At 64.4% G+C, this 25752-nt stretch carries 21 protein-coding genes, 1 tRNA gene and 7 pseudogenes; 12 read left to right on the top strand and 17 right to left on the bottom strand.

Annotation, left to right across the window (positions count from 1 at the left end):
* Positions 1-111 precede the first annotated feature (111 nt).
* The 3 genes and pseudogenes from rpsA to aroA all read right to left on the bottom strand — a co-directional run bounded on the left by rpsA (position 112) and on the right by aroA (position 4058).
* Positions 112-1820 (bottom strand): annotated as a pseudogene (gene rpsA, locus ACETMP_RS24255) (30S ribosomal protein S1).
* A gap of 267 nt (positions 1821-2087) precedes the next feature.
* On the bottom strand, positions 2088-2726 hold the full coding sequence (gene cmk / locus ACETMP_RS24250; protein ID WP_126256969.1) for a (d)CMP kinase: 639 nt from the start codon (positions 2724-2726) through the stop codon (positions 2088-2090).
* A pseudogene (gene aroA, locus ACETMP_RS24245) lies at positions 2723-4058 on the bottom strand (3-phosphoshikimate 1-carboxyvinyltransferase). The gene cmk and the pseudogene aroA overlap by 4 nt, the downstream one beginning before the upstream one ends.
* A gap of 160 nt (positions 4059-4218) precedes the next feature.
* On the opposite strand from aroA, the gene ACETMP_RS24240 reads away from it, so the two are divergent.
* The 3 genes from ACETMP_RS24240 (at position 4219) to ACETMP_RS24230 (ending at position 5279) form a co-directional block, all read left to right on the top strand.
* Positions 4219-4626, top strand: a complete 408-nt coding sequence (locus tag ACETMP_RS24240) for a TIGR02300 family protein (protein WP_237871855.1) — start codon at positions 4219-4221, stop codon at positions 4624-4626.
* Between the two features lie 94 nt (positions 4627-4720).
* Positions 4721-4796 (top strand) — tRNA-Ala (locus ACETMP_RS24235).
* Positions 4797-5042: 246 nt separating this feature from the next.
* Positions 5043-5279, top strand: a complete 237-nt coding sequence (locus ACETMP_RS24230; RefSeq protein ID WP_375158146.1) for a GIY-YIG nuclease family protein — start codon at positions 5043-5045, stop codon at positions 5277-5279.
* A gap of 4 nt (positions 5280-5283) precedes the next feature.
* On the opposite strand, the gene ACETMP_RS24225 is transcribed toward ACETMP_RS24230, so the two are convergent.
* On the bottom strand, positions 5284-5745 hold the full coding sequence (locus tag ACETMP_RS24225; protein WP_375158145.1) for a MarR family winged helix-turn-helix transcriptional regulator: 462 nt from the start codon (positions 5743-5745) through the stop codon (positions 5284-5286).
* A gap of 149 nt (positions 5746-5894) precedes the next feature.
* On the opposite strand from ACETMP_RS24225, the gene ACETMP_RS24220 reads away from it, so the two are divergent.
* From ACETMP_RS24220 to ACETMP_RS24185, 8 genes and pseudogenes are all read left to right on the top strand, one after another.
* Positions 5895-6320, top strand: coding sequence for an organic hydroperoxide resistance protein (locus ACETMP_RS24220; protein WP_135163608.1), 426 nt, complete (start codon positions 5895-5897; stop codon positions 6318-6320).
* 183 nt (positions 6321-6503) lie between these two features.
* A complete protein-coding gene (locus ACETMP_RS24215) occupies positions 6504-7709 on the top strand; it encodes a CaiB/BaiF CoA transferase family protein (protein WP_375158144.1) in 1206 nt (401 codons plus the stop codon).
* Positions 7710-7926: 217 nt separating this feature from the next.
* A pseudogene (ugpB, locus tag ACETMP_RS24210) lies at positions 7927-9242 on the top strand (sn-glycerol-3-phosphate ABC transporter substrate-binding protein UgpB).
* Positions 9243-9290: 48 nt separating this feature from the next.
* Positions 9291-10171 (top strand): annotated as a pseudogene (ugpA, locus tag ACETMP_RS24205) (sn-glycerol-3-phosphate ABC transporter permease UgpA).
* The gene (ugpE, locus tag ACETMP_RS24200; protein WP_375158143.1) at positions 10171-11019 is read left to right on the top strand and encodes a sn-glycerol-3-phosphate ABC transporter permease UgpE; all 849 of its coding nucleotides are present in this window, start codon (positions 10171-10173) and stop codon (positions 11017-11019) included. The pseudogene ugpA and the gene ugpE overlap by 1 nt, the downstream one beginning before the upstream one ends.
* A 13-nt stretch (positions 11020-11032) precedes the next feature.
* Positions 11033-12121 carry a sn-glycerol-3-phosphate import ATP-binding protein UgpC gene (locus ACETMP_RS24195; RefSeq protein ID WP_375158142.1) on the top strand — a complete coding sequence of 363 codons (1089 nt, stop codon included), beginning with the start codon at positions 11033-11035 and terminating at the stop codon, positions 12119-12121.
* A 382-nt stretch (positions 12122-12503) separates the two neighbouring features.
* Positions 12504-12929: an Hsp20 family protein gene (locus tag ACETMP_RS24190; RefSeq protein WP_011083554.1), complete on the top strand. Its 426-nt coding sequence runs from the start codon at positions 12504-12506 to the stop codon at positions 12927-12929.
* Positions 12930-12979: 50 nt separating this feature from the next.
* Entirely contained in the window at positions 12980-13252 is a 273-nt protein-coding gene (locus ACETMP_RS24185) for a DUF1150 domain-containing protein (RefSeq protein WP_011083553.1), read from the top strand.
* Between the two features lie 183 nt (positions 13253-13435).
* On the opposite strand, the gene ACETMP_RS24180 is transcribed toward ACETMP_RS24185, so the two are convergent.
* From ACETMP_RS24180 to ACETMP_RS24160, 5 genes and pseudogenes are all read right to left on the bottom strand, one after another.
* On the bottom strand, positions 13436-13750 hold the full coding sequence (locus tag ACETMP_RS24180) for a hypothetical protein (protein WP_375161980.1): 315 nt from the start codon (positions 13748-13750) through the stop codon (positions 13436-13438).
* 171 nt (positions 13751-13921) lie between these two features.
* Positions 13922-14912 (bottom strand): annotated as a pseudogene (locus tag ACETMP_RS24175) (AMP-binding protein); the annotation flags it as partial.
* Between the two features lie 115 nt (positions 14913-15027).
* Positions 15028-16158, bottom strand: a complete 1131-nt coding sequence (locus ACETMP_RS24170) for a DUF5938 domain-containing protein (protein ID WP_375158141.1) — start codon at positions 16156-16158, stop codon at positions 15028-15030.
* A gap of 36 nt (positions 16159-16194) precedes the next feature.
* A complete protein-coding gene (locus tag ACETMP_RS24165; protein ID WP_375158140.1) occupies positions 16195-16293 on the bottom strand; it encodes an SDR family oxidoreductase in 99 nt (32 codons plus the stop codon).
* On the bottom strand, positions 16290-16997 hold the full coding sequence (locus ACETMP_RS24160) for an SDR family NAD(P)-dependent oxidoreductase (RefSeq protein WP_375158139.1): 708 nt from the start codon (positions 16995-16997) through the stop codon (positions 16290-16292). Before ACETMP_RS24160 ends, ACETMP_RS24165 begins: the two co-directional genes overlap by 4 nt.
* Positions 16998-17279: 282 nt before the next feature.
* On the opposite strand from ACETMP_RS24160, the gene ACETMP_RS24155 reads away from it, so the two are divergent.
* Positions 17280-17918: a TetR/AcrR family transcriptional regulator gene (locus tag ACETMP_RS24155; RefSeq protein WP_375158138.1), complete on the top strand. Its 639-nt coding sequence runs from the start codon at positions 17280-17282 to the stop codon at positions 17916-17918.
* Positions 17919-18340: 422 nt separating this feature from the next.
* Here ACETMP_RS24155 and ptsN read toward each other — a convergent pair whose 3' ends face one another.
* The 8 genes and pseudogenes from ptsN to ACETMP_RS24115 all read right to left on the bottom strand — a co-directional run bounded on the left by ptsN (position 18341) and on the right by ACETMP_RS24115 (position 25732).
* The gene (gene ptsN / locus ACETMP_RS24150; protein ID WP_014438750.1) at positions 18341-18802 is read right to left on the bottom strand and encodes a PTS IIA-like nitrogen regulatory protein PtsN; all 462 of its coding nucleotides are present in this window, start codon (positions 18800-18802) and stop codon (positions 18341-18343) included.
* Between the two features lie 228 nt (positions 18803-19030).
* Positions 19031-19636: a ribosome hibernation-promoting factor, HPF/YfiA family gene (hpf, locus tag ACETMP_RS24145; RefSeq protein ID WP_375158137.1), complete on the bottom strand. Its 606-nt coding sequence runs from the start codon at positions 19634-19636 to the stop codon at positions 19031-19033.
* 195 nt (positions 19637-19831) lie between these two features.
* Positions 19832-21478, bottom strand: a pseudogene (gene rpoN / locus ACETMP_RS24140) (RNA polymerase factor sigma-54).
* Between the two features lie 90 nt (positions 21479-21568).
* Positions 21569-22588, bottom strand: coding sequence for an LPS export ABC transporter ATP-binding protein (gene lptB, locus ACETMP_RS24135; RefSeq protein WP_375158136.1), 1020 nt, complete (start codon positions 22586-22588; stop codon positions 21569-21571).
* A 220-nt stretch (positions 22589-22808) separates the two neighbouring features.
* Positions 22809-23538: pseudogene (locus tag ACETMP_RS24130) on the bottom strand (LptA/OstA family protein).
* Positions 23535-24263, bottom strand: coding sequence for an LPS export ABC transporter periplasmic protein LptC (gene lptC, locus ACETMP_RS24125; RefSeq protein WP_375158135.1), 729 nt, complete (start codon positions 24261-24263; stop codon positions 23535-23537). Before lptC ends, ACETMP_RS24130 begins: the two are co-directional and overlap by 4 nt.
* Before the next feature lie 196 nt (positions 24264-24459).
* Positions 24460-25074 carry a ribonuclease D gene (locus ACETMP_RS24120; RefSeq protein ID WP_375158134.1) on the bottom strand — a complete coding sequence of 205 codons (615 nt, stop codon included), beginning with the start codon at positions 25072-25074 and terminating at the stop codon, positions 24460-24462.
* 106 nt (positions 25075-25180) lie between these two features.
* Positions 25181-25732 (bottom strand): hypothetical protein, encoded by a 552-nt coding sequence (locus tag ACETMP_RS24115; protein WP_375158133.1) that lies wholly within the window; start codon positions 25730-25732, stop codon positions 25181-25183.
* Positions 25733-25752 lie beyond the last annotated feature (20 nt).

Genomic DNA, 25752 nt, shown 5'->3' with positions numbered 1-25752 from the left:
CGCAGGAAGGCGTGTGACGCGAGACGCCCATTCGACAGCGCAGAATGCCGCCCCAACAAAAAAGCCCCGGCTCGCGCCGGGGCTTCGATGTCAGCGAAACGAACGTTTCGCTTACTTGCTGTCGCGGTTCTTGAGCGCGGTGCCCAGGATGTCGCCGAGCGTCGCACCCGAATCGGAGGAGCCGTATTGCGCGATGGCTTCCTTCTCTTCGGCGACTTCGAGCGCCTTGATCGACACCTGGACCTTGCGGGCCTTCTTGTCGAACTGGATCACGCGGGCATCGACCTTCTCGCCGACGGCGAAGCGTTCGGCGCGCTGGTCGTTGCGGTCACGGGCAAGCTCGGAGCGCTTGATGAAGGTCGAGAAGTCGGTACCGGCGATCTTCACCTCGATACCGCTGTCCTTCACTTCGAGCACTTCGCAGGTCACGACCGCGCCCTTCTTGACATCGCCCGGCTCGGCGAAGGGGTCGCCTTCGAGCTGCTTGATGCCGAGCGAGATGCGCTCCTTCTCGACGTCCACATCGAGCACCACGGCCTTCACCATGTCGCCCTTCTTGTAGTTGTCGATCACCTGCTCGCCCGGAAGCTTCCAGTCGAGATCGGAGAGATGGACCATGCCGTCGACGTCGCCCTCGAGGCCCAGGAACAGACCGAACTCGGTCTTGTTCTTGACTTCGCCCTCGACCACCGAACCGGTCGGGTGACCTTCGACGAAGACCTCCCAGGGGTTGCGCATGGTCTGCTTGAGGCCGAGCGAGATGCGGCGCTTGACGGAATCGACTTCCAGCACCTGCACTTCGACTTCCTGCGAGGTCGAAACGATCTTGCCGGGGTGCATGTTCTTCTTGGTCCACGACATCTCGGAGACGTGGATCAGGCCTTCGATGCCCGGCTCGAGGCTCGACGAACGCACCGTAGTCGGTGATGTTGGTGACGCGGCCGGTGAAGCGGGCACCCAGCGGGTACTTGGCTTCGATGCCCTGCCACGGATCGTCCAGCAGCTGCTTCATGCCCAGCGAGATGCGGTGCGTCTCGTGGTTGATCTTGATGATCTTGACCTTCACGGTCTGGCCGATCGAGAGCACCTCGGTTGGGTGGTTGACGCGGCGCCACGCGATGTCGGTGACGTGCAGCAGGCCATCGATGCCGCCGAGATCGACGAACGCACCGTAGTCGGTGATGTTCTTGACCACGCCGTCGATGACCTGACCCTCTTCGAGGTTCTGCACCAGCTCCTGGCGCTGCTCGGCGCGGGTCTCTTCCAGCACGGTGCGGCGCGACACCACGATGTTGCCGCGGCGGCGATCCATCTTGAGGATCTGGAACGGCTGCGAGTTGTTCATCAGCGGTGCAACGTCGCGGATCGGACGGATGTCGACCTGCGAGCGCGGCAGGAAGGCCACGGCACCGTCGAGGTCGACGGTGAAGCCGCCCTTGACCTGGTTGAAGATGACGCCGTTGACCTTCTCGTTGTTCTGGAACGCCTTCTCGAGGCTTGCCCCAGCTCTCTTCGCGGCGCGCCTTGTCGCGCGACAGCACGGCTTCGCCGAGGGCGTTCTCGATACGATCGAGGAACACTTCCACCTCGTCGCCGACCTTCAGTTCACTGTCACGGCCGGGGCCGGAAAATTCGCGCAGGGCGACGCGGCCCTCGGTCTTCAGGCCGACGTCGATGACGGCCATGTCCTTTTCAATTGCAACCACCTTGCCCTTGATGACGGAGCTTTCCTGCAGGTTGCCGCCTGCGAAGGACTCGTCGAGCATCGCAGCGAAATCGTCGCGCGACGGGCTATAGGTATCAGCAGAAGTCGAAGCCATTTGTTCTCCAATTGCGGAAGTATGCCGGCCGTTGGGTTCATGGGCGTACCGCACGCGCAGTGTCGGAAGGTCCGCAGAACCTTCGAGCGACCGCTCGCTGCACCGGCTCGACGCCGAAACAGCGGAAGCGGGCCGGCTGAGGCCCGCGCGTTCGATACGTGGAAATCTTGTGTCCGGAGCCTGGATCGTGCCGGTCCCGAAACGAGGGGCCTGACGTATCGACCTCAAAGAGCGGGAGCGGGCACTTCCTCCAATGACGGCTGCGGCTTAACCCCGCGACCGGCCCGCTCGGACGGCCTCGATAATGTCGATGGCGGCCCGGACGCCGCCTTCTATATCCAGTTGGGAGTTATCTAGCAAGTAAGCATCCGGGGCCGGTTTCAAGGGCGCGATCGGCCGGTTCTTGTCGCGTTCGTCGCGCTGGATGATGTCGGCGAGCACGGCGGCCTCGTCGGCCTCCTCGCCCCTCGCCCTGGCCTCCATGGTACGGCGGCGGGCGCGGACCCTGGGGTCGGCGACGACGAAGATCTTCACGTCGGCGTCCGGGCAGATCACGGTTCCAATGTCGCGGCCGTCCAGCACCGCGCCGGGCGGATCGGCGGCGAATTGCCGCTGGAAATTGACCAGGACCTCACGAACTCTCGGGATTGCCGAGACGATCGAGGCACCCTCGCCGGCTTTCTGGGTCTTCAGCGCGGGATTGCCGAACTTTTCGGGATCGAGCTCCAGAGCGGCCTGTACGGCCGCCGCCTCATCGCGGAGATCATGACCTGATTGCATCAGGGCATAGGCCACCGCGCGGTAGATTACGCCGGTATCGAGGTGACGATAGCCGTAATGATGCGCAAGCCGCTTGCCGAGCGTTCCCTTTCCCGAGGCCGCGGGCCCGTCGATGGCGATGATCATGAAAACTCGGCCCCTAGCGAACGCATCATCGGAATGAAATCCGGGAAACTGGTGGCGATGAAGGCGGTGTCGTCGACTGTCACGGGCCGGTCGGCGGCGCAGCCCATCACCAGTGCGGACATCGCGATGCGATGGTCCATGTGGGTGGCGACGGTGCCGCCACCGGGAACATGGCCGCGGCCCTCGACGATCAGATCGTCGCCGGAGATCTCGACCTTCACGCCGTTGACGCGCAGCATCGCGGCGGTGGCCTCCAGCCGATCGGATTCCTTGACGCGCAGCTCGTGCAGGCCGCGCATGATGGTGGTGCCCTCGGCGAATGAGGCCGCCACCGCCAGCACCAGATATTCGTCGATCATCGAGGGCGCGCGCTCCGGCGGCACCTCGACCCCGCGCAGTTTCGAGGCCCGCACCCGCAGTTTCGCCATCGGCTCGCCGGCATCGCCGCGCGCCTCGCTTTCCTCGATCGAGGCGCCCATTTCGCGCAGCGTGGTGAACAGGCCGGTGCGCAGCGGATTGGTCATGACGTCGGACAGGATGACATCGGAGCCCTCGACGACCAGCGCCGCGACCACCGGGAAAGCCGCCGAGGACGGATCGGCGGGCACCACCACGGTGGCGCCGTGCAGCTCGGGCTGGCCCTTGAGCGTGATACGGCGGCCATGCACGCCCTCCCGCGCCGAGGAGATGTCGGCACCGAAATGCTTCAGCATCAGCTCGGTGTGGTCGCGGCTGGCTTCGGTCTCGATGACAGTCGTGGTGCCGGGGGCGGCGAGGCCCGCCAGCAGCACCGCCGACTTGATCTGGGCCGATGCGACCGGGGTGGTGTAGGTGATCGGCAGCGGATCGCGCGCGCCCTGCAGGGTCAGGGGCAGACGACCGCCCTCCCCCGGAGATGACCTTCGCGCCCATCTTTTCCAGGGGATCGAGGATCCGGCGCATCGGGCGGCTGCGCAGCGAGGCGTCGCCGTCGAAGATCGCCGAGATCGGGCAGCCGGCGACGGCGCCCATCACCAGCCGACAGCCGGTGCCGGAATTGCCGAAATCCAGAGTAGCCTTGGGCGTGGCGAAGCCCGCGACGCCCACCCCGTTCACTTTCCAGGTGAAATCGCCGGTACGCTCGACCCTGGCGCCCAGCGCCTGCATGGATTTGGCGGTGTTGAGGACGTCCTCGCCTTCCAGCAGGCCCGAAATCCTGGTCTCGCCGACCGCCAGCGCGCCCAGGATCAGCGCACGGTGAGAGATCGACTTGTCGCCGGGCACCCGTACTTTCCCGGTCAGGGGTCCGCTGGCGCGAGACTGCAGCGGCCTCGGATGGTCGGAATGAGTCAAGATTGTGTCCTTGGATGAGCCCTGAGGGGACTGCGGCGCAGGTACCACATGGTCCGCGCGCCGTCACGGGCATGTCGTTCTCCCGTAATGCGCTATTGACAGCGGGCCGCCAACTAGCCAAGTGAAACACCGCTTTTCAGACATTCCCAGGATTCCTGCCGTGGCCAAGTCCGAACTCGGAACCAAACGTATTTGCCCGACCACGGGCAAAAAGTTCTATGACCTCAACAAGAATCCGGTGATCTCGCCCTATACCGGCGAAGTTGTGCCGATCGCCCCGGTGGCGCCGGCGCGCATGCCCCGCGGCGCCGAAGCCCGGCACGCGGCGGCAGCGGATGCTGCGCCCGAGCCGGCAGAGGTCGAAGAGGTTTCGCTCGAGGAAGCGGACGCCGAGGAGAACACCGGCAAGGTCAAGGCCGTGGTGCCCGAGTCCGAAGACGATATCGAGGTCGACGAGACCCTCGACGACGACGATGACGATGATTCGACCTTCATTGCCGACGAGGAAGAGGGCGATGAGGACGTGACCGACATCATTGGTGATGTCGGAGGTGATGAAGAGACTTGAGATCAGTCCTGATCTGTGAAAAAGGGTGCACCGCGCGAGTCGCCAGGACTCGCCGGTTGGGGTGATCCACCAGATTCACCTCGTTAAGGACTAAGGGGCCATAGCTCAGCTGGGAGAGCGCTTGCATGGCATGCAAGAGGTCGGCGGTTCGATCCCGCCTGGCTCCACCAGCCTTCGCTCGCTTCGCGAGCTTCGGCTCGGCAAGCCAGCTCCGCTCCATCGTAGCGAAGCAAGCGAAGGCTGCCACGCCATAGCCCGAAGGGCGACGGCGGGCTCCAACCGTATTGCTCCTTTCAGCTTCGGCTCGGCAAACCCATCGTTGCGACGACTGCCACGGCATAGCCCGAAGGGCGAAGCCCGGGCTTCAGCAATACAAGACCGGGTGTAAGCTCTCCTCGACAACCGGGGAGCGTGCCGTGAAGTACGTTTACATTCTTGAGAGCCTCGATTCTCTCCATTTTTATGTCGGGATCACCGACGACCTCCGCGCCCGACTGGCAAAGCATAATGCCGGCGAGGTGCCTCACACCTCGAAATATGGGCCCTGGCGGCTCAAAACTTACGTTGCATTCAGCAACGAGAAGCAGGCCGCCGCATTCGAGAAATACTTGAAATCAGCGTCCGGCCGAGCCTTCGCCAAGAAGCGCCTCTAACCCCCTACTCCCCGATCACCGCATTCAGCCGGTCCCGCAGCGCCACGATCTCGTCCTTCATCGCGACCAGTTCCGGCACCGAGCAGTGCGAGGCCGCCAGGATCGACTGTGGCACGCTGCGGGCTTTGTCCTTCAAGGCATGGCCCTGCGCCGTCAGTGCGATCAACACTTGGCGCTCGTCCTCGCTGCAGCGGGTGCGCTTGACGAGATGCGCCGCCTCGAGCCGTTTCAGCAGCGGCGTCAGCGTGCCCGAATCCAGGAACAGCCGCTCGCCGATGTCCTTGACCGGCACGTCGTCGCGCTCCCACAAGACCAGCATCACCAGATATTGCGGATAGGTCAGCCCGAGCCGGTCCAGCAGCGGCTTGTAGACGCGGTTGAAGGCATGCGCGGCCGAATAGACCGCGAAGCAGATCTGGTTGTCGAGCCGCAGCGGCGCGTCCGCTGCCGATGATTTGCGGGGCATGGAGAATCTCCCGGGGTTGGCCCCATTCTGACGCCCCGCGACGGGACATTCAATTGCGAACAATTAAATGTGAGGCTCTGCAATTTCAATTGCGCACAATCAAATTGCTTGCAATAAACATCCCACCCATCGAATCCAGGGAGACGACGATGTCCGTGAACGTGCTCTACAAGACCAGCGCCAAGGCCACCGGCGGCCGCGACGGCCATGCTGCAACCCTCGACGGCGCGCTCGACGTCAAGCTCACCACGCCTAAGGAGCTCGGCGGTGGCGGCGGCGCCGGCAACAATCCCGAGCAGCTGTTCGCGGCCGGCTATGCCGCCTGCTTCATCGGCGCGATGAAGTTCGTGGCCTCGCAAGGCGGCCCGAAGGTTCCGAATGATGCCTCTGTCACCTCAACCGTCGGCATCGGCCCGCGCTCCGAAGGCGGCTTCGGCCTCGATATCGACCTCGCGGTCTCGCTGCCGGGCCTTGCCCGCGCCGAAGCCGAGGCACTGGTCGCGAAGGCCCACCAGGTGTGCCCCTATTCCAACGCCACCCGCGGCAATGTCGACGTTCGCCTGACGGTCGTCTGATCGAACGGCGGATTGGCTGGCCCGGGATCCCCCTCGGGCCGGCCTTTTCCGCCAGAATCCGCATTTGCCACGCCGCGGCATTGACACGCGACGACGCATGCGGCCCTACGCCAGGAGCCATTGCTGCTCCCTGCAAACCTCGCTAGGCCTGTGATCAAACGTCGACACAGGGGAAGCGAAGGCATGAGTTCTGAAGCCGCCACAGGTGCCATGAGCGGACTGCGCGTCATCGATCTCACGCGCGTGCTCGGCGGCCCGTATTGCACCCAGATCCTCGCCGACCACGGCGCCGACGTGATCAAGGTCGAGCCGCCCGCCGGCGACGAGGTGCGTGAATGGGGGCCTCCCTTCCACGAGGAGGACGCGGCCTATTTCGTTGGCATCAACCGCAACAAGCGCTCGATCGGCCTCGACCTCGCCTCCGAGGGCGGCCGCGCCGTGCTGCTCAAGATGCTGGAGACGGCCGACGTCCTGATCGAGAATTTCAAGCCTGGCACGCTGGAGAAATGGGGCATCGGCAACGACGTCCTCAGCGGGAAATTCCCGCGCCTCGTGCATTGCCGGATCTGCGGCTTCGGTGCCGACGGTCCGCGCGGCGGCAATCCGGGCTACGACGCCATCATCCAGGCCATGACCGGCATGATCGCCGCGACCGGCTCGCCCGAGAGCGGGCCGATGCGGATCGGCGTGCCCCTGGTCGACATCACCACCGGGCTCTATGCGGCGATCGGCATCCTGATGGCGCTGTCGGAGCGGCAGCGCTCCGGCAAGGGCCAGTTCCTGGAGACGACGCTGTACGAGACCGGCCTCGCCATCATGCATCCGCACACCGCGAACTATTTCATGCATGGCAAGCCGCCGTCGCTCACCGGCAACGAGCATCCGAACCTCGTGCCTTACGCGATCTTCCCGACCAAGACCGACAACATCTTCATCGGCGTCGGCAATGACGGCACCTTCCGCAAGCTCGCCAAGGAGATCGGCAAGCCCGAGCTCGGCACCGACCCGCGCTTTGCCCGCAACAAGGACCGCATCGCCAACCGCGAGGCGCTGCGCGCCGAGCTCGCCGCCGTGTTCAGCCAGCACGAGGCCGAGCCGCTGTGCAATCGCCTGCTCGCTGCGGGCCTGCCGGCAGGGCCGGTGCAGAAGATCGACCAGGCGCTGACCAACCCGCACACGATCGCGCGCGGCGATATCATCGAGAAGGACTGGTACAAGGGCGTGGCCTCACCGATCCGGCTCGACCGCAGCAAGCCGAGCCTGCGCCGACTGCCGCCGAAATTCAGCCAGCACGCAGCCGAGGTGCTGGGCGAGTTCGGCTACTCCAAGGCCGAGATCGACGCGATGGTCGAGAAGGGCACGGTCTGCGGCCCCGACCGCAAGCGCTAGAAGCACTCCCTCGGTCCAACGAAGAATGCCGCAGTGCGGCGCGGGCACGATAGTGCACCGCGAACGGCGGAAGTTGCCCGCACGTCTCCGCCTATTTTCCGGCTTCCCTTTTCCAGCGCTTGCCGCTTTCGTTTCGCCCGCTTACACAGTCATGTGAACGTCATATGGCGCTGCTAGCGCAAGCGCTTCTTTAGTGACGGGCAAGGGAGGATTCTTGATGGCTCTTCGACATTTTGGTGCGGCTGCCGCATTTGCATTCACGGTCGGCTTGTCGGCTTCGCCGGCGCTGGCTGTGACCGAAATCCAGTGGTGGCACGCGATGACCGGCGCCAACAACGACGTCATCGTCAAGCTCGCCAGCGACTTCAACACCGCGCAGAGCGACTACAAGGTGATCCCGACCTACAAGGGCAACTACGCCGATACGATGAACGCGGGCATCGCGGCGTTCCGCGCCGGCAACGCACCGCACATCATGCAGGTGTTCGAGGTCGGCACCGCCACCATGATGGCCGCGACCGGCGCCGTGAAGCCGGTCTACAAGCTGATGGCCGAGACCGGCGAGAAGTTCGATCCGAAGGCCTATCTGCCCGCAATCACCGGCTATTACTCGACCTCGAAGGGCGAGATGCTGTCCTTCCCCTTCAACTCGTCGTCGACCGTGATGTGGGTCAATCTCGACGAGCTGAAGAAGGCCAATGTCGAGATCCCGAAGACCTGGCCCGAGGTGTTCGCCGCCGCCAAGAAGCTGCACGACAACGGCCATGCGACCTGCGGCTTCTCCAATTCCTGGGTGACCTGGGTCAATCTCGAGCAGCTCTCCGCCTGGCACAACGTGCCGCTCGCCAGCAAGGCCAACGGCCTCGACGGTTTCGACACCGTGCTGCAGTTCAACGGGCCGCTCCAGGTCAAGCACCTCGAGAAGCTGGTCGAGCTCCAGAAGGACAAGACCTACGATTATGCCGGCCGCACCAACACCGGCGAAGGCCGCTTCACGTCGGGCGAATGCCCGCTCTACCTGACCTCGTCGGCCTTCTTTGGCAACGTCAAGGCGCAGGCCAAGTTCGCCTTCACCGCGGTGCCGATGCCCTATTATCCCGACGTGAAGGGCGCGCCGCAGAACTCGATCATCGGCGGCGCCTCGCTCTGGATCATGGGCGGCAAGTCGGCGGACGAATACAAGGGTGTGGCGAAGTTCCTGACTTTCCTCTCCGATACCGATCGCCAGGTCTACATCCACAAATCGTCGGGCTATCTGCCGATCACCAAGGCGGCCTATGAGAAGGCCAAGGCCGAAGGCTTCTACAAGGACCAGCCCTATCCGAGACCCCGCTGCTCGAGCTGACCAACAAGGAGCCGACCGAGAATTCGCGCGGCCTGCGCCTCGGCAACATGGTGCAGCTCCGCGACGTCTGGGCCGAAGAGATCGAGCAGGCGCTGGCCGGCAAGAAGACCGCCAAGCAGGCGCTGGATTCGGCCGTCGAGCGCGGCAACACGATGCTGCGGCAGTTCGAAAAGACCGCCGTGAAGTAAGGCGATCAGCGGCAGGCCGGCGAGCCCGGCCTGCCGCTCCGGGGCATCATGCAAAAGCAAGCCATTTTCCAGTCGAAGCTATTGCCGTACGCGCTGGTTGCGCCGCAGCTCGCGATCGTCCTGATTTTCTTCTATTGGCCGGCCCTGCAGGCCGTGATCCAGTCCTTCCTGCTGCAGGACGCCTTCGGCCTGTCGACCAGCTTCGTCTGGTTCGAGAATTACGTCGAGCTGTTCAGGGATCCCGCCTATTTCGAGGCGATCCTGCGCACCTTCTTCTTCTCGTTCGCCATCGCGGTCTCGTCGCTGTCGTTTGCACTGCTGCTCGCCGTGATGGCGGACAAGCGCTGCGCGGCGTGATGCTCTACCGCACGCTTCTGATCTGGCCCTATGCGGTGGCGCCGCCGGTCGTCGGCGTGCTCTGGATCTTCATGCTGCATCCCTCGCTGGGCGTGATTGCGCGTTACTTGCGCACGATCGGCATCGACTGGAATCCGCTGCTTGACGGCGATCAGGCCGCGCTTCTGATCATCCTCGCCGCCGCCTGGAAGCAGATCTCCTACAATTTCCTGTTCTTCCTCGCCGGCCTGCAGAGCATCCCGCGCAGCGTGCTCGAGGCCGCCGCGATCGACGGCGCCCGCCCGATGCGAAGGTTCTGGACCGTGACGTTCCCGCTGCTGTCGCCGACCATCTTCTTCCTGCTGGTCGTCAACATCGTCTACGCCTTCTTCGACACCTTCGGCATCATCGACACCATGACCCGCGGCGGTCCCGGCAAGTCGACAGAGACACTGGTCTACAAGGTCTATTCCGACGGCCTGCTCGGCGGCAATCTCGGCAGCTCGGCAGCGCAATCGGTGATCCTGATGGTCATGGTCATCGTGCTCACCGGAATCCAGTTCCGCTTCGTCGAACGCAAGGTGACGTACTGATGGTCGAGGAAGAGGGCTTTCGGCGCTACATCGCCCACATCATTCTCTGGATCGGGATCGCGATCGTCGCGTTCCCGGTCTACATCGCCATCATCGCCTCGACGCAGGAGAACGCGGTGATCGCGAACGGGCAGATGTCGCTGCTGCCCGGCGGCCATTTCCTCCAGACCTATTACCAGACCATCTTCGTCGGCACGAGCGGCTCGACCCGCGAGCCGGTCGGCAACATGATGCTGAACTCGCTGGTGATGGCGCTGATGATCGCGGTCGGCAAGATCGCGATCTCGATCATCTCGGCCTATGCGATCGTGTATTTCCGCTTCCCGTTCCGCATGCCGATCTTCTGGCTGATCTTCATCACCCTGATGCTGCCGGTCGAAGTGCGCATCTATCCGACCTACAAGATCGTCGCCGACCTGCACATGCTCGACAGCTATGCAGGCCTCGCGCTGCCGCTGATCGCCTCGGCCACGGCGACGCTGCTGTTCCGCCAATTCTTCATGACCGTGCCGGATGAGCTGCTGGAGGCCTCACGCATCGACGGCGCAGGTCCTTTCCGCTTCTTCTGGGATACGCTGCTGCCGCTGTCGCGCACCAACATGGCGGCGCTGTTCGTCATCCTGTTCATCCTCGGCTGGAATCAATATCTCTGGCCGCTGCTGATCACCACGCGCGACGACATGCAGACCATCCAGATCGGCATCCGCAAGATGATCACCACCACCGACGCGCTGACCGAATGGCCGATCGTGATGGCGACCGCCGTGCTGGCGATGCTGCCGCCGGTGTTCGTCGTCATCGTGATGCAGAAATTGTTCGTGCGCGGTCTGGTCGAGACGGAAAAGTAACAAGTGAGTTTTCATGGCTAACGTCACCCTGCGCAACGTCCGCAAGACCTATCCCGGCGGCTTCGAGGCCATCAAGGGCGTCGACGTCGATGTCGGCGACGGACAGTTCTGCGTGCTGGTCGGCCCTTCCGGCTGCGGCAAGTCGACCTTGCTGCGCATGGTCGCGGGCCTCGAGACCGTCACCGGCGGCGAGATCGACATCGGCGGCCGCATCGTCAACGGAATCGAGCCGGCCGATCGCGACATCGCGATGGTGTTCCAGAACTACGCGCTCTACCCGCATATGAGCGTGTACAACAACATGGCCTACGGCCTGCGCAACCGCGGCATGGCGGAAGCCGAGATCAAGACCCGCGTCGAGCAAGCCGCGCGCGTGCTCGAGCTCACATCGATGCTGGAGCGCAAGCCGCGGCAGCTCTCGGGCGGCCAGCGCCAGCGCGTTGCCATGGGCCGTGCCATCGTGCGCCAGCCGAAGGTGTTCCTGTTCGACGAGCCGCTGTCGAACCTCGACGCCAAGCTGCGTATCGCCATGCGGGTCGAGATCCGCAAATTGCAGCGCCGGCTCAACACCACCTCGATCTACGTCACCCACGACCAGCTCGAGGCGATGACGCTCGCCGACATCCTCGTCGTGATGAACGGCGGCCAGGTCGAGCAGGTCGGCAACCCCCTCGCGATCTACGAGAAGCCGGCGACAACCTTCGTCGCCTCCTTCATCGGCGCACCGCCGATGAACCTGATGTCGACGCGGCCCGAGGAGATCCGCTCGCAGCTCGCCGGCAGCGCGGCGGCCGACGCCGGCATCCTCGGCATCCGCCCGGAAGATTTCGTCATCACCGACCAGACCCCGGCCGGCGGCGTCGCCTTGCCGCTGACCGTGGAAGCGATCGAGCACGTCGGCGCCGAGACCTTCGTCTACGGCCGCCGCGAGCAGGAAGAGCAGCACGTCGCCGCCACCCCCGGCGAGCTGCCGCCCGGCGAGATCATCGTCCGCATTCCCGGAACCGAGGCCCCCGCCATCGGCGCGAAAATCCGGGTCGCGGCGGTGCGCAACAAGCTGCATTTGTTCAGCGGCGACGGCCGCAAGCGGCTCGAAGCCTGAGGGGTTCCGAGGCCCTCCCACTTAAAAGTGCGAAAACAACCCCATGCACAGTAGATGGGGCTTTGTTTTCGTTCGAGAAATTCATTCGCAAAATTCGTCATGGCCGGGCTTCTCCCACCTGCGCGGCCCTAGCCGCTTCGGCGCGGCGAAGGCCGGGCATTCGATGTTGGGCCGGCGAAGCTTCAGCGAAGACGGCAAGCCCGGCCATGACGACCGGACGTACTTCATTCGATGTTGGGCGGAGCCACAGGCCAAGACGCCCATCCACAGCCTCCCGGCTACCTGCTTGAACCAACACGGGAACGTGCCCATATTGCTGATCAAGGGGTGCCACTACGGGCCCCGACACACCAAAGTCGCTTCTGCGAGGACTTTGTAAACTATGTCTCGTGTTCCCACGTTATCCAGTCCGTTCCTTCTGGGCTTCGACGAGATCGAGCGCGTGCTCGACCGCGTCGTCAAAGGCGCCGACGGCTACCCTCCCTACAATATCGAGCGGTGCGACCGATCGGACGGCCAGCCCGAGCGCTTGCGCATCACGCTGGCGGTCGCCGGATTTACGCGCGACCAACTCGATGTAACCATTGAGGAAAACCAGCTCGTGATCCGCGGGCGTCAGCAGGACGACAAGACCCGGCAATACATCCATCGCGGCATCGCCGCGCGCCACTTCCAGCGCACCTTCGTGCTGGCCGAGGGGATGCTGGTGCTGGGTGCGGATCTGAAGAACGGGCTGTTGTCGATCGATCTGGCCCGGCCTGAACCGGAGAGGATCGTTAAGACAATCGCTATCAATGAGCACGAATAATGGAACGAGTAGCGGACTCGACCGCTTAGTGTTCCAGAGGAGTCGAGACCATGAGTGAAGGTCACGTTGCGTTCGAATACGAAGCCAAGAACGTCTCGCCGGAGACGCTGGCAACCCTCGGCGAAGGCCATATCGCCTATGTGAAGCAGATCCGCTCGGAAGACGTGCCGGGCCTGTTTCCCGAAGCGCCGAAAATCGCGCCGGGCCTCAAGCTCTTCGCGCTCCACGCCGCCGACGGCACGCCGATCATGCTGACCGACAGCCGCGAAGCCGCGGTCGCCAACGCCTGGAGCAACGAGCTGCAAGCGGTCAGCGTGCACTGAGCACGCGGACGCGGTCGCGAGCGGCCGACGAGTTCAAATGCGCGGGCATGCCTGAAGGCGGCCCGCGCATTTTTTTTCGCGCGGCAGGTGCTTGCCAAGACGTGATCCGGACAAGTGCGCAGCGGTTCTCCGGAAAGAACATGCGCAAACGACAACCTCAAGCGCGATGACGATCGTCGCGCTTTAGTGGCCTGAGCGATCCGACATCCGGGCACGGATCTCCGGCTTCAGCACCTTGCCGACCTTGGAGCGCGGCAGATCGTTCCAGACTTCGATCTGCTTCGGTGCCTTGACGCTGCCGATCCGCTGCTTGACGAAGCTCGCCAGCGCCGTCGGATCGACGCTTTGCCCGGCGCGGGGCTGCACCACGGCGACGATCCGCTCGCCCCATTTCTCGTCCGGCAGCCCGATCACGGCGCAATCCTGTACCGTCTCATGCGCCCGCAGCGCGTTCTCGACCTCTATCGAGTACACATTGAACCCGCCGGTGATGATCATGTCCTTGGCGCGATCGACGATGTAGAGGTAACCCTCGTCGTCGAGGTAACCGACGTCGCCGGTGTGGTGCCAGCCATGCGCGGAGGCCTCCGCCGTGGCCTTGGAATCCTTGTAATAGCCCTCCATCACCAGCGAACCGCGGACCACGATCTCGCCGCGTGCGCCGGTCGGCAGCAAATTGCCGTCGCCATCCATGATGCCGGCCTGCACCAGCGGGCTTATTCGCCCGGCCGAGGCGAGACGCTCCGTCGCGATCGTGCCGTCGGCACTGTAGTGCTCCTCCGGCGCCATCATCGCGATCATCATGGGCGCCTCGGTTTGACCGAACAACTGCGCCATCGGCCCGATCCGCCGGAGCGCCTCCGCAAGCCGTGCGGCCGAGATCGGCGCCGCGCCGTACCAGAAGCATTGCAGCGACTCGAGGCTTCGCCGAGTCGAGGTTCGGATGATCGAGCAGCATGTATATCACGGTCGGCGGCAGGAAGGTGTGCGTGACGCGATAGCGCTCGATCAAACCGAGAAACTCGGCGATGTCGGGGTGATGCATGATCACGATGCGGCCGCCAAGCGTCATGATCGGAAAACACAGCACGCCGGCTGCATGGGTCAGAGGTGCAAGCGCGAGATAGACCGGACGGCCCTTGAAGGGATAGCCCATCAAGGTCAGCGCCGTCATGGTCTCGATGTTGCGGCCCGACAGCATCACACCCTTCGGCTTGCCGGTGGTGCCGCCGGTACCCGGGATCATCGCGAGATCGTCGATCGTCTCGCGTTGATAAGGCTCATCTGCGAGGCCGGCGAGCCAGTCGTCGAATGATGGCGCAAAAGGCAGTTCGGCGTCGAGGCAGACGAGGGTGCGCAGCTTTGTCAGGCCTGCACGGACCGCCTCGACCATCGGTGCGAAGCTCGAGTGAAACAGCAGCATGCTGCAATCGAACTGATCGAGGATGAGCCGATTTTCGGCGGCTTCGTTGCGAGGGTTGATCGGGCACCAGACCGCCCCCGCACGGGAGATGCCGAACACGCAGGCGAAGGCGACCGGATCATTGCCAGACAGGATCGCGACCTTGTTGCCGGGCGCGATGCCCGATCGGTCGAGCCCCCGCGCGATGCGATAGCTGAGCCGCTGCACCTCGCCATAGCTGAGATCGCGTCCATCCATGGTCAGACACGGCGCATCGACGCCGAGCGAGGCACCTTTGTCGAGATAATCGATGAAGCGCATGTTCGATCTCGCGATGAGACGGGTGGCGCATGGGTGCACCACCCGTGATCGTTTAGTCGTGCACGGTCAGAACCGGCTTGCTGACCAGCCCGAAGCTGCGCAATTGGCCGAGCAGCTCGTGGTGGCCGAACGCCTGGCAGCCGGAGGCAAACCCCACGCGCTTGGGTGGCTGCTGCAACAGGTGCGCCGCGGCATAGGCTTGCAGCAAGCCGGTCTGCTTGTAGTTGCTGTTGCCGTAGATGACGCAGTGCGCGCGCCCCAACGGGCCGGAGGCATGCACCGAGTCCAGCGACTTGTTGACGCGTGGATTCTCGCGCGGCGGCATGGTGTTCATCACGCTGGCGGCGGTCTGCGCCAACGCAGCGTAACGGTCGTCGGGGTTCATGTCCTTGGTCGCCTCCAGTGCGCCGGCGACGATCTGCGGCACGCCCAGCATCAGCGCGCGATTGAACACGCCTCCCAGCACCTTCACGTTGGCCACGCGCGGATCGCGCTTGAACCACACTGGGTGCGAGGTGCCACCCCACGGCAACGCCAGTGCCAACTCGTGCTGGCCGGGGATGGCGAGGTTGTAGAGGCCGGCATCTGGCTGATGCTCGACGTATTTGTTTTGCTCCAGGTAGTAGGCCTTGGCCATCGCGGCGTTGACCAGGATGGTCTGCGTCGATGCGATGGTCGGGCTGCCACCCCAGAACACGGCGATGTCCAGCGTGTCGAGGCCGGGCGTCTCCAGGCACAGCTGCGCGGCAATCTCGCCGGTGGTGTACATCTGGGCGACGCCAGGTGCCAGCAGCAGGCCGGCATTCGCGAACTTCGTGCTCCACTCCTGATCGAGCGTAATCAGCCAATCCTGCTCCCCGGTCGTATCGGTGTAGTGGCACTTGGAAGCGAGGCAGGCTTGCACGACCTCGCTGCCGAATTTGGCGAAGGGGCCGACGGTGTTGAGCACCACCGAGGCGCCCTTGAACAATTCGGTCAGCGCGGCCACGGTGTGGGGCACCGCAACCACCTCGTAGTCCGCGGTCTCGATGCCGGCGACATTCGACTTCATCGCAGCGTCGAGCTTCTCCGCGCTGCGGCCGGCGGCGATGAAGGGAATGTTGTACTCGCGCAAATATTCGCAGACCAGCCGGCCGGTGTAGCCGGAAGCGCCATAGACGATGACGGGCTTCTTCTCGCTCATTGCGATCCTCCGAAATGCTTGTTGTCGGGCTTGTGGTTACATGCCCATGCCGCCGTCGACCGGCAGGCCGACGCCTGTGATGAAGCGTGCCTCGTTCGAGCACAGGAACACCGCCGCATCGCCGATATCCGTCACTTCGGCGAGCCGGCCGAGCGGGGTTGCTCGACCACCGAGCCGACCGCGGCGTTGACGTCGGGCGCGAGCCCGACCTTGACGATGTCGTTTGCGAGCTGCATGCCCATCTCGGTCGGTATCAGGCCCGGATAGATGCAATTGACGCGGACGCCATAGCCGAGCTTGCCGGCTTCCATCGCCGCAACCCGGGTCATGCGGTCCACCGCGGACTTCGTCCCGGAATAGACGGCAATGCTTGGGAAAGCGATCGTTGCCGCAACCGAGGCGATGTTGACGACAGCGCCGCCCTTGCCCGCGGCTCCCCCGGGGCGCATCGCGCGGAATGCGTGCTTCATTCCAAGCACGGTGCCGACGATATTGACGTCGCACATCCGCCGCGCGTCCTCGGCCTTGACCTCGCTGACGAGGGACGTGATCTCGATGCCGGCATTGTTGATCAGAATGTCGTAGCCGCCCAGGGTTGCGACCGTGTTGGCGATAGCCCGCTCCCATTGGGCGTCGTCGGTCACGTCGAGTTGCACGAATCCCGCGGTCACACCTTCCTTCGCGATGGCGGCCGCACTGGCACGACCGGTCTCTTCCAGGATGTCGGCGATCATGATTGAAGCGCCGGCCTGCGCCAACGCCTGGGCGATCGCCGCGCCGATTCCGCGAGCACCTCCGGTGACCAGGGCTTTCCTACCTGCAAGGCTCTTCCCACTCATGCCGCACTCCTCCGTTGCTGGGTGATTTGTCGTTTCGTGCTGCGCCGATCGGCGCGCACCAAGTCGATGGGCGCAGGCCTTGCGGCCGCGCCCAGCGAGGCGTCCCTCCATGATCAAGTCTTGACGACTGTCCAAATTCTTGGAGGGGAACGTCCACCAAAAACTTGACACTTGTCAAGATGAGATTTGACAACTGTCAAAGAAAAGGCTGTGAGGGAATGCAGCGATTCCGCGATCGACGCGGTATAAGTCTTGAGAGAACGGGACCGAGGAAGGGACGAGATGGCGCGGCAGACGACAGGAGCGGCCCGGCGTATAGCCGATGCGGCCGAGGTACTGCGCGACGAGAAGTTCAATGCGCGGCGCATCGAGCTTGCCGAGGCCGCGCTCGATACCCTGGGAGAACTCGGCTTCGCGCGGACGAGCCTGCGTGAGATAGCGCAAAACTCGGCATTCACGCACGGCGTGTTCCACTATTATTTCAGCGACAAGCTGGACCTGATCTGCTGCTGCGTGCGCCATTACAAGGCCAAGTGCGTGACGCGATATGACGAGGTCGTCGCGACGGCAACGAGCCGCGACGAATTGATGGAAGGTTTCCTCGCCAAGCTCGCAGCGACGCTGCAGAACGAAGCCGGCATGCACCGTCTCTGGTACGACCTGCGCTCGCAGGCGATGTTCGAGGCGGCGTTTCGCAAGGATGTCATCGAGATCGACAAGAGCCTGAAGGCGATGATCTGGCGCATTGCCTCCCGCTATGCGGAGTTGGGCGGCAAGCGGCCAGCGTCGTCGCCGGCCGCGCTCTATGCGCTGTTCGATGGTCTATTCCAGAGTGCGCTGCTCAGGCACCTTGCCGGTGACGAGACGGCAATTCCCGAACTGCTCGACGAAGTCAGGCACCTGCTGCCGACGGTCTGCTGAGGCGCACAGGCCGCGGGCATGCCTTCGTGCGAAGCGTGCCGGTTTTCATTTGCGCCTTGGATCGCTGCACGCTCCCGTCATTGCGAGCGCAGCGCCGCAGCGAAGCAATCCAGGATCCTTGCATGGAAGGACTCTCGATTGCTTCGTCGCAACAGCTCCTCGCAATGACGACGTGGAGAGAGCTGCGCTCGCAATGACGGAGCGTCAGGCCGCATTGCTCAACTGCCGTGTCCCGGACGCGCTGCTGCGTGCAACGCTGCTGTGCAGAGCCGGGGCCCAGAAGGCGCGACGAACGATGCGGAGACATGGGCCCCGGCTCTGCAGCGCACCGTCGAAGAGACGCTGCGCTGCGTCCGGGGCACGAGAGCGCGTTGCGACGCTCGCTCTGTTGCGAGTTGATGGTCCACAAATGACGAGAGGGATTACGCCGCGGTCGCCGGCGGCAGGGCCAGCACCGAATAGATCGCCTGGGCATCGCGCGAGGCGCGGAGCTTCTTGGCGATGTCCTGGTCGCGCAGCAGGCGGGCGATGCGCGCGAGCGCCTTGAGGTGATCGGCGCCGGCGCCTTCGGGGGCGAGCAGCAGGAAGACGAGATCGACCGGCTGGCCGTCCATCGCCTCGAAATCGATCGGGCGGTCGAGCCGCGCGAACAGGCCAAAGATCTTTTCGAGCTTGGGCAGCTTGCCGTGCGGGATGGCGACGCCATAGCCGACCGCGGTGGTGCCGAGCTTCTCCCGCTGCAGCAGCACCTCGAACACCGAGCGCTCGTTCTGCCCGGTCAGCTCGGCGGCCCTGGCCGCGAGCTCCTGCAAGGCCTGCTTCTTGCTGTTGACCTTCAATGCCGGGAGAATCGCCTCGGGTGCGACCAGATCGGTAATCGGCATGGAGGCTTTCCGAGGTGAATTAAACCGTCAGGTTCCGATTTGGCCCGCTTGATAGACCAAGCCGGGCCGGCGTCAATAACATGAAGCAGGAGGGGGACTTAGCCCAAGGTGCTGCCAAGTCCAGATGTGGGGGGCTTCTACTCCAACGCAATCCCGGTGCCAACTCCCGCGTGCGGCTTTGCCGCGGTCATTGTTAAGGGCCGGAATCGTACGGACGCCCGCCTCGGCCTAACCGCCCGCTTTGCCGTCCACCTTGGCCCCGGGCGGATCGATCCAGCCGACATTGCCGTCCGCCCGGCGGTAAATGATGTTCACCCGGCCCGAGGAGCCATGCTGGAATACCAGGCAAGGCGCGCCGCTGAGGTCGAGTTCCATGACCGCCTCGCTGACCGAGAGCTGCTTCAGCGAGGTGGTTTGCTCCGCAATGATCACGGGGCTGTAGCCGGTGACTTCCTCTTCGTCCTCTCCGGGCGCCTCGAGCACGTAGGCCGTCGCGTCGAGCGCAGCCATGGCCTCGGAGGCGACATGAGCCTTGCGGGCGGAGCGGTCCTTGAGCCGGTTCTTGTAGCGGCGCAGCCGCTTCTCGATCATCAGCAGCGCCTGGTCGGCGCTGGCATAGGCATCCGGCGCGTTCGAATCGGCTTCCAGCGTGATGCCCGAATCGAGGTGCAGGGCGCAATCGGTGCGGAAGCCGAAGCCGTCCTTGCTGAGCGTGATGTGGCCGGAATAATTGCCGTCGAAATATTTGCGCAGCACCTCGTCGGTGCGATCGGCAACGCGGCCGCGCAGGGCCTCCCCGACGCTGATGCTCTTGCCCGAAATCCGAAGGGTCATGGATGCCTCGCTTGGTTTGCTCCTCGGCTGCGACGACGTCATCGCAGCCGAAGTCGTTCCCTGCGCATGATCTCCCCACGAACACTTTCCGCGTTGGTGGGGAGAGGAGACCGCCGTGCACTCTTGCGGATCATGCGCGTGCCTGGATCGGTTGCAAAGGGGAGCCGAGAGTAGCGCGATTTCGCGCCAGCGCAATCAGGCCGGTTCGGGGTTGCGCGAGCGATCGGACAAGGCGGTGGAGAGGACGTTACCAAGGGCGCTCTGCTTGTCGCGGCGGCGTTGCACCGAGGAAGGGATGCGCATGGCTTCGCGGTATTTCGCGACCGTGCGGCGGGCAATATCAATGCCCGAGGCGCGCAAGCGTTCCACGATGGTGTCGTCCGACAGGATCGCGCTGGGATCTTCCGCATCGATCAGCTGCTTGATGTGATGGCGCACGGCTTCGGCGGAATGCGCCTCGCCGCCGTCGGCCGAGGCGATCGAGGCCGTGAAGAAATATTTCAGCTCGAACGTGCCGCGATTGGTCGCCATGTACTTGTTGGCGGTGACGCGCGACACCGTGGATTCGTGCATCTGGATGGCGTCGGCCACGGCCTTCAGGTTCAGCGGCCGCAGATGCGCGACGCCGTGGGTGAAGAAGCCGTCCTGCTGGCGCACGATCTCGGTCGCGACTTTCAGGATGGTGCGGGCGCGCTGGTCGAGTGCGCGCACCAGCCAGGTCGCGTTCTGCAGCGCGTCGGTGAAATAGGACTTGTCGCCATCCTTGCCGATCTTCTTCGACAGCTCGGAATAATAGGTCTGGTTGACCAGCACGCGCGGCAAGGTGTCGCTGTTGAGCTCGACATGCCAGCCGCCGTCGGGACCCGGGCGGACATAGACGTCGGGCACCATGGTCTGCATGCGCGCCGAGCCGAACTTCATGCCGGGCTTGGGATTGAGGCGGCGGATCTCGCCGATCATGTCGGCGATGTCCTCGTCGTCGACGCCGCAGATCTTGCGCAGGGCCACGATGTCGCGCTTGGCGAGCAGATCGAGATGCTCGACGAGAGCCTGCATCGCGGGATCGTAGCGGTCGAGCTCGCGCAGCTTGGATCGCGAGGCATTCGCTTAAGCTACGCGCGCAGATGCCGGGGGGATCGAATTTCTGCAGCACGGCGAGGACGCCCTCGACGTCGGCTTGCGATGCGCCAAGCCGCTCGGCGGCCTGGCCGAGATCGGGCGGCAGATAGCCGGCCTCGTCGACGAGGTCGATCAGGTACTGGCCGATCATGCGCTGCGCCGGCGCGGTGAAGGCCACCGAGAGCTGCTCGGCGAGATGGTCCGAGAGCGTCATCTCCGCGGCCACGAAGGCCTCGAGATTGTAATCCTCATCGCGCCGGAGGCGCCGCCGCCCCATTCGGTGTATGTGGTCGGCGCGGCGTCCTGGGCGTTGCGGGCGGCCGCCTCGGCCGGCTCCTCCGAGAAGACGTTGTCCAGGCCCGTGTCCAGGGTCTGCTCGATCTCGGCGCGGGTGCCGAGATCCTTGCTCATCCATTCGTCCTGGCCCGGCTCGAAGCCGTCCGCGCTGCCGCCAAAGCCGTCGTCACCGAGACCGTCGCCCTGGCCCTCTCCCTGGCCGCCGGCCTCCTCGCCCGCGCCGTACTGGCCGGCATCAGTGGCGGTCTCGCCGGCGGGGGCCTCGTCATTGGCCCGTTCCAGCAGCGGGTTCCGCTCGAGTTCCTCTTCCACGAAGGTGGTGAGATCGAGATTGGACAATTGCAGCAGCTTGATCGCCTGCATCAGCTGCGGCGTCATCACCAGCGACTGCGATTGCCGGAACTCTAATCTCTGCGTGAGGGCCATGAAGCAAGAACCGTTCCCAAAAATTGGTCCGATTTTTGCTTATCTTAGTCCGGGCCCGATGTACATGTCTTGACGAAACGCAAAAACGGGCTAGAGGCGGAATTCCTCGCCAAGGTAAAGGCGGCGCACGTCCGGGTCGGCGACGATCTCCTCCGGGCTCCCCTCAGTCAGGATCTCCCCGGCATAGACGATATAGGCGCGATCGGTGAGGCCGAGCGTCTCGCGCACATTGTGGTCGGTGATGAGCACGCCGATGCCGCGATTGGTGAGATGGCGGACGAGGTCCTGGATGTCGCCGACCGCGATCGGGTCGATGCCGGCGAAGGGCTCGTCGAGCAGCATGTAGTTCGGCCGCGTCGCCAGCGCACGCGCGATCTCGACGCGGCGGCGCTCGCCGCCCGACAGCGCGATCGACGGCGATTTGCGCAGCCGCGTGATGTTGAATTCGTCGAGCAGGGAATCGAGCTGCTGCTCGCGTTTCTTGCGCGAGGGCTCGACCACTTCGAGCACGGCGCGAATGTTCTGCTCGACGGTGAGACCGCGAAAGATCGAGGCTTCCTGCGGCAGATAGCCGATGCCGAGCCGCGCGCGCTGATACATCGGCAGTTTCGTGACGTCGTGGCCGTCGAGCTCGATCGCGCCGCGATCGGCCTTGATCAGGCCGGTGATCATGTAGAACACGGTGGTCTTGCCGGCGCCGTTCGGGCCGAGCAGGCCGACCGCTTCGCCGCGGCGCACATAGATGCTGACGCCGCGCACCACCTGCCGGCTGCCGAAGGCCTTTTCCACGCTATGCACAGCCAGGAAGCCCGGCCGCTTCAGAAGCTGCGGCCCGCCGTCGCCATTGGCCTTGCCGGCGGCCCTGACGGGGTGAACCGGCTGCGGACGCGGCTCGGGTTGATAATCGCGCTGGTATTCGCCCTGATAGTCGCCTTGGAACTGGCCGGGCGCATGCATCGCCTGGTCACGGGCGATAGGCGGCGCATCGCGGATCGGGCTGGTCACGAGCCCGCCGACGCTGTCACCGAGTGCGGTGATGTCCTGACGGGCAAATCCTGGCCGGCCGCGCTTGGCGGGGCGCCGACGGAACATGCTGAAGAGATCGACCATCCCCGCCTTCCAGCCTTTCGCGACGATCCTGCGCGGAACTCGCGCGATCTGCCGCAGCGGCCTTCGATTCGCCGATGCAGCATGAGTGAAGGGATGTCTCATGCCCAGTGAAACACGCCCGAAAAGCGGTGGACGCCGCTTCGAAGCCTTGTGCGCTAGATACAGTCTCGCCGGCCAAGCTTCAACCTCGGTTCGGTCGTCCCCGAACCAAGCCGTTGAATTATTTCGGTTTACTTGCACCGGGCAATTGCAGAGGCGGCGCCCCGCCGGGCTTGCCCCCCGGGCCGCAATCGCTGCCGCCGCCCTGCGGCAGCAGGGCCTGAACCCGGCCATTGTCGGATTCCACCCGCGACACGCCTGTCGTCATGTCGACCATCAAACGGTCGCCGCGCAGCACGTTCTTGCACTGCGTCAGGACCACCTGACCGGAGCCACCGAGCATGGTGATGAGATTGGTCCTGGTGTCGAACACGGCGGTATCGCCGGTGACCACCTGGTCCTTCTGGGTGACCACGACATTGCCGCGCGCCTCCAGCCGCTTGATCGAGGAGCTGCCGCCCGGGCCCGGCTGCGCCGACTGCATCGGCGCGGATTTGGCGCCTTTTTGCGGGTGCGGGCTGCGGCGTGGCGGGCTTGTCGCCGCCGGATTCGTAGAACACCACCAGCGTCTTCGAGGTCATGGTGGTGTCGCCCTGGACGACCTTGACGTTGCCGGCGAAGGTCGCCTCCTTCTTCTTGTCGCGCATCTCGAGCGAGGCGGCCTCGATCTGGATCGGCTGGTCGCGGTTCTGCGAAAAGCCCTGCATCGCGTTGGGCACGCCCTGCATCGCGCTCTGCGCGATGGCCGCGCTGCCCGCGAGCAGCGCGATGCCGGCTGCAAGCGCAGCCGCGCCGATGATGGCGCACCGCGTGTGGTCGCTGCGCGAGAAGATCCTGGTCATGAAAATCATCTTGAGTTGGCAGACTTGTTCTGAGGCGTACGTGTCTTTGCCGGCGGCGCAGGCTCGACCGGTGCAGGCTGTGCGGCGGCAGGCTCGTCCAGCTTGTCCAGATGCATCACCACATTGCCTTCGAAGCGGATGACGTCGCCGCCTTCCGTAATTCGCAAGCGATCGGCGCTCAGCGTGCCGTTGGTCAGCTTGACGTCGACACGCTCGTCCGAGGAGACCGTGCCCTTGTTCATGTCGACGAAGGCCGAGTTCAGCCGCGCCTCATAGCCGGTGGAGGTGCGCAGGAAGATGTCCTTGTGCAGGTCGAGCTGCTGCTGCTTGTTGTCGAAGCGGCCGGTGCGGGCATCGAGGAACAGGGTGGATTGATCCTCCATCAGCACTTTCGCGCGCAGGTCGTTGAGATCGACATGGTCGGGATCGGTGATGTCCTGCGTCGCGGTCTTGGCCCAGAGCTCGTAGGGCCGCCGATCCGGCGTGAAGCCGGACAGATGCGGCGATTCCATCGTGATCTTGGTGCCCGACACCACCATGTTTTCGACCGTGAGCGGCAGTTCCGGAATCCTGAACTTGTTGAAGAACGCGATGTAGATGATCACGGCCATGGCCACGACCACGGTCGCGGGGACCCCAACCCGCAGAATCCGCACCAGACGGCTGTGGCGCGCCGCGCTGGCAAACTTCGCCGCGAGCGCGGCGTCGTAGGTGGGATTGTGGGCCGAATTCACCTGAGCTCCTGAGGTGTCGCTCGCCAAGCCGGGTCGAGGGCCCCCCATTGTACCCGTCGCCGCCGCAAGATGCAGCCTTGGACATAGACCTTGGACGCAAACCTTGAACGTGAACCTGGACGTATCGGGCTTGGACAGGCCGCAGGAAAGTGTCCGAAACGGGGCGCAGGTCCCAGTCTACCCGGCGCCGGCGGGCTCAGGAATGCGCGAAAATGTCCTCTTCCGCCCAGCCCTGGAGGTCGAGCAGGGCCCGGGTCGGCAGGAAGTCGAAACAGGACTTGGCCAGCTGAGCGCGGCCTTCCCGGACCAGCATGGCATCCAGCCGCTCGCGCAAGCCATGCAGGTGCAGCACGTCGGAGGCGGCGTAGGCGAGCTGCGGCTCGGTCAGGCTGTCCGAACCCCAGTCGCTGGATTGCTGCTGCTTGGAGAGGTCGACATTGAGCACCTCGCGCACGAGGTCCTTCAGGCCATGGCGGTCGGTGTAGGTCCGGGTCAGGCGCGAGGCGATCTTGGTGCAATAGATCGGCCCGGTCATGACGCCGAAGGTCTGGTACAGCACCGCGACATCGAACCGTGCGAAGTGGAAGATCTTGGTGATGGCGGGATTGGCCAGCAGCGCCTTCAGGTTCGGCGCATCGGTGTGCCCCTTGGGGATCTGCACCACGTCGGCGCTGCCGTCGCCCGGGGAGAGCTGCACCACGCAGAGCCGGTCGCGGTGCGGGTTCAGCCCCATGGTCTCGGTGTCGATCGCCACCGCATCGGTGTAGCGCGTGAGGTCGGGCAGGTCGCCGCGGTGCAGGCGTACGGTCATGGCGTTTCAAAACCCCGGGTCGAATCGGTTGCGTCGGCACAATAGCGAATTCGGATGGCCCGCGTGTAGCCATTGCCGGCGGACCGCGCAAGCACCGGGCAAGCTCTCACTGCGCCTTGTTCTGCGCAGGTCGGGCCGGCCTCACGGGCGTCACCTGGGCTTGCGGCAGCGCCGATGCGGCTTCGGGCGTGGCGATCGCGATCGCGAACAGGCGCCATTGCCCGGCCACGACCTGAAACGTCAGATCGAACTGGATCTGCTGCGGCCGGGTCGGAATGTAACCTGCAAGGCGCAGCATTCCGCGCTGATCGAGCGAGGGCGCATCGCTGAACTGAGGCGCCAGCAATGCCGCCGCATAGAGATCGAAATTGCGGCGCCGCAGGTCGAGAAAATTCAATGCGAGATCTGCGGCGGTGTTGCGCGCCTGGAAGTCGGGCGCCGCGAGATCGCGCAGCACCGTGTAATTGCCCGTGCGGTTGGCATCGTTGAGCGTGAGCAGCGTCGAGCGGATCAGATAGAGTGCCTTCTCCAGCGTGACAGGCAGCGAGGACTGCGCCGGGGCCGACTCAGGCGTCCTCTGCTGGGCCATGGCCCAGTCGCTGCCGCAGCACAGCAGCAGCAGCGCCAGGGCAATCGCGGCGCGCGCATTCAATCGCATGGAACGTCCCTGTGCGTGCA

Source organism: Bradyrhizobium dasycarpum, assembly GCF_042019905.1.
GTDB classification, from domain to species: domain Bacteria; phylum Pseudomonadota; class Alphaproteobacteria; order Rhizobiales; family Xanthobacteraceae; genus Bradyrhizobium; species Bradyrhizobium japonicum_B.
Note: the sequence above shows the minus strand (reverse complement) of the source record. Positions and strands in the feature narration are given on the sequence as shown.

Coding starts and splice junctions, on each gene's coding strand:
- cmk (WP_126256969.1), bottom strand. CDS start 2,726: ATGATCATCGCCATCGACGGGCCCGCGGCCTCGGGAAAGGGAACGCTC.
- ACETMP_RS24225 (WP_375158145.1), bottom strand. CDS start 5,745: ATGCCCCGCAAATCATCGGCAGCGGACGCGCCGCTGCGGCTCGACAAC.
- ACETMP_RS24220 (WP_135163608.1), top strand. CDS start 5,895: ATGTCCGTGAACGTGCTCTACAAGACCAGCGCCAAGGCCACCGGCGGC.
- ACETMP_RS24215 (WP_375158144.1), top strand. CDS start 6,504: ATGAGTTCTGAAGCCGCCACAGGTGCCATGAGCGGACTGCGCGTCATC.
- ugpE (WP_375158143.1), top strand. CDS start 10,171: ATGGTCGAGGAAGAGGGCTTTCGGCGCTACATCGCCCACATCATTCTC.
- ACETMP_RS24195 (WP_375158142.1), top strand. CDS start 11,033: ATGGCTAACGTCACCCTGCGCAACGTCCGCAAGACCTATCCCGGCGGC.
- ACETMP_RS24190 (WP_011083554.1), top strand. CDS start 12,504: ATGTCTCGTGTTCCCACGTTATCCAGTCCGTTCCTTCTGGGCTTCGAC.
- ACETMP_RS24185 (WP_011083553.1), top strand. CDS start 12,980: ATGAGTGAAGGTCACGTTGCGTTCGAATACGAAGCCAAGAACGTCTCG.
- ACETMP_RS24180 (WP_375161980.1), bottom strand. CDS start 13,750: ATGATCATCACCGGCGGGTTCAATGTGTACTCGATAGAGGTCGAGAAC.
- ACETMP_RS24170 (WP_375158141.1), bottom strand. CDS start 16,158: ATGAGCGAGAAGAAGCCCGTCATCGTCTATGGCGCTTCCGGCTACACC.
- ACETMP_RS24160 (WP_375158139.1), bottom strand. CDS start 16,997: ATGAGTGGGAAGAGCCTTGCAGGTAGGAAAGCCCTGGTCACCGGAGGT.
- ACETMP_RS24155 (WP_375158138.1), top strand. CDS start 17,280: ATGGCGCGGCAGACGACAGGAGCGGCCCGGCGTATAGCCGATGCGGCC.
- ptsN (WP_014438750.1), bottom strand. CDS start 18,802: ATGCCGATTACCGATCTGGTCGCACCCGAGGCGATTCTCCCGGCATTG.
- hpf (WP_375158137.1), bottom strand. CDS start 19,636: ATGACCCTTCGGATTTCGGGCAAGAGCATCAGCGTCGGGGAGGCCCTG.
- lptB (WP_375158136.1), bottom strand. CDS start 22,588: ATGGTCGATCTCTTCAGCATGTTCCGTCGGCGCCCCGCCAAGCGCGGC.
- ACETMP_RS24120 (WP_375158134.1), bottom strand. CDS start 25,074: ATGACCGTACGCCTGCACCGCGGCGACCTGCCCGACCTCACGCGCTAC.
- ACETMP_RS24115 (WP_375158133.1), bottom strand. CDS start 25,732: ATGCGATTGAATGCGCGCGCCGCGATTGCCCTGGCGCTGCTGCTGCTG.